This window comes from Streptomyces sp. LS1784, assembly GCF_020103755.1.
In the GTDB taxonomy this organism is placed as follows: Bacteria; Actinomycetota; Actinomycetes; order Streptomycetales; family Streptomycetaceae; genus Kitasatospora.
In genome coordinates, this window is the sequence record NZ_JAHSQD010000591.1 from 1 (window position 1) to 4,906 (window position 4,906).

Below are 4,906 nucleotides of genomic sequence, written 5' to 3' on the forward strand. Positions count from 1 at the left end.
GAGCCTGCCTGAGACCCCCTCGTACGGTTCGCCCGCCGCTCCGCCCGCCGACCGGGCGAGGCGGCGGGCGGAGCGGCGTGGTGCGCGGAGCTGCCGGCCGTACTCGTCGTCCGGCTGCCGGACCGCACGCGCCCGCTGACGGGGTGACGCGCCCCCGAGCCACGGGCGCTCGGGCTACCGCTGCCCGGGCCAGGGCACCGAGGTCTCGACCCCCGTGGTGTAGTCGACGCCGGGGACGTCCCAGCCGTACAGCTGCCGGAACTGGTTGTAGAACCAGGCGGAGCCGGCCGGGTCGGCGGCCAGCGCGGCCATCGGGTCGGCCCACAGCTCCCGCACCCGGTCCTGCACGGCGGGGTCGAGCTCCCAGCCGTCCAGGCGGATGCGGCCCTGCCCGTCCAGGGTGAGCTCCTTCGCGCCGGTCAGCTGCTCCCACAGGTCCACGGCCTGGTCGTCGGTCGTGCGCCAGCCGTCCTCGCCGAGGACGTTGCGCAGCAGCGAGGTGTAGAGGGCGATGGAGGGGATGGCGGTGGACGCCTGGGTGACGGCCGCGCCGGCGACGACGGTGAACGCCCGGCCGCGGCCGGCGAGCAGCCCGGTCTGCAGCTGCCGGGCGGTGGCCTCCAGGTGTTCCTTGGCGGCGCCGATCGTGCCCTGCCGGTAGACCGGCGCGGTGATCTCGGAGCCGACGTAGGACAGGGCCACGGTGGTGAAGCCGGGACCGAGCAGGTCCTCGTCGGCCAGCGCCCGCACCCACAGCCCCCAGTCCTCGCCGCCCATCACCTTGACGGTCGCCGCCCGCTCGGCCTCGTCGGCCGGGGTGAGGTCGACGGTGCCGATCTGCGGGGCGCCGTCCTCGAAGAGCAGGGACGGCGAGGTGTACGGGGAGCCGAGCGGCTTGATCACCGAGTGGTGGACCTCGCCGGCGGCCGGGTCGGTGCGCCGCGGTGAGGCGAGCGAGTAGACGAGGTAGTCGACCGGGCCGTAGCGCTCGGTGAGGAGCTTGAGCACCTCGGCGCGGGTGGCGTCCGCGTAGGCGTCGGCGTTGACGAAGGTGAAGTCGCCTCCGCCCTGCTCGACCAGGGCGGAGGTCGCGGCGGTGCGGTACCAGCCGGCGGTGGCGGTGCGCCGCTCCGTGGCGGCACCCTCGTAGGCGACGCCGATGCCGCGGATGCCCTGGCGGCGCAGCCCGGCGAGCAGGAGCGCCTGGCCGTATCCGGCGCTGGCGCCGAGGACCAGCGCGACCGGGGCCCGACCGGCCGGCGCGGCGGGCTCGATGCGCCGCCACTGGCGGTCGACGGTGGCCTCGCTCCCGGCCGGGTGGGAGTTGACGATCAGGTAGCCCCGCTGTTTGGGGGTGATCTGCTGGATGCTCACGCGGTGGTGCCCTCTCCGATCCGGAGATCGTGATCAAGGTGTCGGTCGTCCGGAGCCTATCCGCGCCGTCGGGCGCCGCCTCTGCCATGCCGTCACGGAAGATGCGGCCCGTACTTGTCGGAGGTCGTCATTGCGGCGGTGTCCTGCTTCGGCTAACCGGAAGGCCGGTCACCGTGCGGACGGGTCGGCGGCACGCCCGGGGCGGTCCAGGCGCCAGACCACCGCGGTCCCGCTGCCGGCCGGGGCGACCGGCGGTGCGGCCGGCTCCCGCCGGAGTTCGGTGAAGCCCAGACGGCGCGGGACGGCGGCGCTCGCGGTGTTGGCCCGGTCGTGCACGATCTCCAGGTACGCCACCTCCGACAGGGTGAACGTCTCCTCGGCCAGCGCCGCCACCGCCCGGGTGGCGAGGCCCCGGCCGGTGGCGGCGGGGTGCAGCCAGTACCCGATGCGGCGGCCGCCGGGCTCGGCCGCACGGGCGGTCTGGCACATGCCGACCGGGGTGCCGTCCTCGACGATCGCGTAGTTGTACACCTCGCCGCTCGCCCACCAGGTGTCGCACCTGCCGAGCAGCGCGCGGGTGTGCTCCTCGTCGTGCCGGGCCACCCACGGCTCCCAGGGCCGCAGGTGGTCCAGCGACTCCTCGATCAGCGTGAAGGCAGCCTCAAAGTCCTCCTGCCCCCGCCAGCGTCGCAGCACGAGGTCTCCGCGCTCGATGACGTTCCTCGGTCGCCCCATGACGGCCGTGCTCCTTTCCCACGGCGCCCGCCGCAACGACCCGTGGTGAACCGCCCCGCGAGTGAACTGCCCCGCGCCGCACACCCGGTGATGGTCAGTGGCCGCCGCGCGGGATGTCGCAGCCGTTGCGGTCCGGGTAGCCCGAGAAGGCCTCCGCCCTGGCGGAGTCGGGGATCGTCGTCCCGGTCAGGCACATCCCGGTGGCCTGGACGACGAACCCGACGGTGGTCCGCCCGTTCTCGTACACCTGCACCTTCTCCGCCGGGTAGCCGAGGCCGGTGAGCCGGGCGCGGGTGCTGTCCGGGGTGTAGTCGTTGCCCGTGCCGGAATGCCGAGGCGCCCCCCGCCGGGTTCTGATCGTCGTCATCCCGCGATGATGCCCCGGCCGACCGGGCCGCGTCACCTCCCCGCGGCCGCCCGGCAGGCCTACCGGGAGCCGATGGGCGCAGGCCGTCCCCTCCCGGGGCTGCTCCTCCCCTTCCCCCGACGAACACCCCGGCCCCACCCGCGAGTTGTGGAGATTGGGTGCCCGTCGACTGCGCCGCCGCGCACCGGGTAGGGGCCGGACAGGGTCGCCGGCCCACCCGGGACCGGCGCCACGGCCACAGGAGGGTCGTTCGATGCAGATGCCCGCCCACCCGATGCCCGTCACCTTCCCCGACAGCCCGCTGCCCGACGTCCCGGTCGTCGCGGAGCTGCGGTTCGACCCGAGCCTGCCCTACGCGGCCTGCCTGACGTTCCCGCTGACGCCCTGCGCGTGCGTACCGGCCGAGGCCCAGGTGTGCTGGTACTTCAGCCGCGAGCTGCTGACCGAGGGCCGGCACGCCCCGGCCGGCAGCGGCGACGTCCGGGTGAGCCCGGGGCACGAGGGCGAGGTCCTGATCACCCTGCGGGGGACCGACGGCGAGCAGGCCGTCCTCAGCGCGCCGGAGGAGGAGGTCACCGCGTTCCTCTCGGACTCCTTCCGGCTGGTGCCCGCCGGCGCGGAGTCCGACCACCTCGACGTGGACGCCGCACTCGCCCGGCTGCTGGCGGAGGACTGAGCGCCCGGGCGAGCGGCGCACGGATGACCGTGCCCGTTGCGCCGTTGGAGTGCTCTGGCACCGCCCACCGCGGCAACCGCAGCCCTCGGCCGCCCCGCGCGCCGGGAGGCCCACTAGGTTCCTGCCGTGGACGAAACCAGGGCTTCGAACGGGCGCGAGCCGTCCGCCGGCGAGCGTGTCGCGACCCACCTGGACGGGCGGCTGCCGGTCATGGAGGCAGGCCGGGAACTGCTCCGCAAGGTCTTCCCGGACCACTGGTCCTTCCTGCTCGGCGAACTCGCGCTGTACAGCTTCGTGGTGCTGCTGCTGACCGGCGTCTACCTGACGCTCTTCTTCGATCCGAGCATGGACGAGGTCGTCTACCAGGGCGCCTACCTGCCGCTCAGCGGCGTGCGGGTCTCCGAGGCGTACGCGTCGACGCTGCGGATCAGCTTCGAGGTGCGGGGCGGACTGATGATCCGCCAGATCCACCACTGGTCGGCGCTGCTGTTCGCCTCCGCGATCGGCGTGCACCTGCTGCGGGTGTTCTTCACCGGGGCGTTCCGCCGCCCGCGCGAGCTCAACTGGATGATCGGGGTGACGCTGTTCAACCTCGCGCTGCTGGAGGGGTTCTCCGGCTACTCGCTGCCCGACGACACCCTCTCCGGCACCGGCCTGCGGATCGCCGAGGGCGTGCTGCTCTCGGTGCCGCTGGTCGGCTCCTACCTCACCCTGTTCGCCTTCGGCGGCGAGTTCCCCGGGCACGACATCATCCCCCGGCTGTTCACCCTGCACGTCCTCCTGGTCCCCGGCCTGCTGCTGGCCCTGGTCGGGGCGCACCTGACGCTGGTGGTGACGCTGAAGCACACCCACTGGGCCGCCCCCGGCCGCACCAACCGCAACGTCGTGGGGATGCCCTTCTTCCCCCAGTTCCTGACCCGTACGGTGGGCCTGCTGTTCACGGTGGGCGGTGTGATGGCGCTGTCGGCCTTCCTCGCCGAGATCAACCCGATCTGGCGGTACGGCTCCTACCGCCCCGACGTCGTCGGGACGGGCGCGCAGCCGGACTGGTACATCGGCTTCATCGAGGGGGCCCTGCGGCTGATGCCGGCTGCGGAGACCAGGGTGCTCGGGCACACCGTGTCGTGGAACGTGCTCCTGCCCGCCCTGGTGGTGCCCGGCCTGCTGTTCACGGCGCTGTACGCCTACCCCTTCGTCGAACGCTGGCTCGACCCCGACACCGGCGAACACCACCTGTGCGACCGCCCGCGCAACAAGCCCACCCGCACCGCACTGGGCACCGCCGGGATCACCGTCTACGCCGTGCTGCTGATCGCCGGCGGCAACGACGTGATCGCGTACACCTTCGAGCTCTCCGTCAACGCGCTCACCGTGGCGCTGCGGACGGCGCTGATCGTGCTGCCGCCGGTGGTCTTCATGCTCACCCGGCGCCTCTGCCTGGCCCTGCAGGCGCGGGACCGCGCCCGGCTGCTGGACGGCGACGAGACCGGCCGGATCGACCAGTCCCACGACGGTGGCTTCTCCGGCCACCACCGCCCGGTGCCCGCGGCCGAGCGGTACGTGCTGCTGGCGCGTGCCGCGGCGGAGCCGGCGACCGCCCCGGAGGGGGCACCGCGGCACCAGCGGGTGCGCGCCGCGGCGAGCTCCTGGTACCACCGCGACCGGGTCGAACTCCCGGCCACCGAGGGGGAGTCGGAGCGCGTCGCGGCCGTCCTCACCGCCCCGGCCCACCCCGCTCCCCCGGCCGTCCGGGC

The 4,906-nt window shown here is 74.0% G+C and carries 5 protein-coding genes; 2 read left to right on the top strand and 3 right to left on the bottom strand.

Going from position 1 to position 4,906, the window contains the following annotated elements; genetic code table 11:
- Positions 1-174: 174 nt before the first annotated feature.
- The 3 genes from KS423_RS38430 to KS423_RS38440 form a co-directional block, all read right to left on the bottom strand.
- Positions 175-1,374 carry an enoyl-[acyl-carrier-protein] reductase FabV gene (locus KS423_RS38430; protein WP_224284373.1) on the bottom strand — a complete coding sequence of 400 codons (1,200 nt, stop codon included), beginning with the start codon at positions 1,372-1,374 and terminating at the stop codon, positions 175-177.
- A 168-nt stretch (positions 1,375-1,542) separates the two neighbouring features.
- Complete coding sequence (locus KS423_RS38435) at positions 1,543-2,109, bottom strand: GNAT family N-acetyltransferase (protein ID WP_224284374.1); 567 nt, start codon at positions 2,107-2,109, stop codon at positions 1,543-1,545.
- A gap of 94 nt (positions 2,110-2,203) precedes the next feature.
- The gene (locus KS423_RS38440) at positions 2,204-2,476 is read right to left on the bottom strand and encodes a hypothetical protein (RefSeq protein WP_224284375.1); all 273 of its coding nucleotides are present in this window, start codon (positions 2,474-2,476) and stop codon (positions 2,204-2,206) included.
- A 253-nt stretch (positions 2,477-2,729) separates the two neighbouring features.
- Here KS423_RS38440 and KS423_RS38445 point away from each other — a divergent pair, with 253 nt between their 5' ends.
- Positions 2,730-3,152, top strand: a complete 423-nt coding sequence (locus tag KS423_RS38445) for an SsgA family sporulation/cell division regulator (protein WP_224284376.1) — start codon at positions 2,730-2,732, stop codon at positions 3,150-3,152.
- A 126-nt stretch (positions 3,153-3,278) separates the two neighbouring features.
- Positions 3,279-4,906 (top strand): cytochrome bc complex cytochrome b subunit (locus KS423_RS38450; protein WP_374120109.1); only part of this gene is annotated, 1,628 nt, incomplete at its 3' end.

Coding starts and splice junctions, on each gene's coding strand:
- KS423_RS38445 (WP_224284376.1), top strand. CDS start 2,730: ATGCAGATGCCCGCCCACCCGATGCCCGTCACCTTCCCCGACAGCCCG.
- KS423_RS38440 (WP_224284375.1), bottom strand. CDS start 2,476: ATGACGACGATCAGAACCCGGCGGGGGGCGCCTCGGCATTCCGGCACG.
- KS423_RS38435 (WP_224284374.1), bottom strand. CDS start 2,109: ATGGGGCGACCGAGGAACGTCATCGAGCGCGGAGACCTCGTGCTGCGA.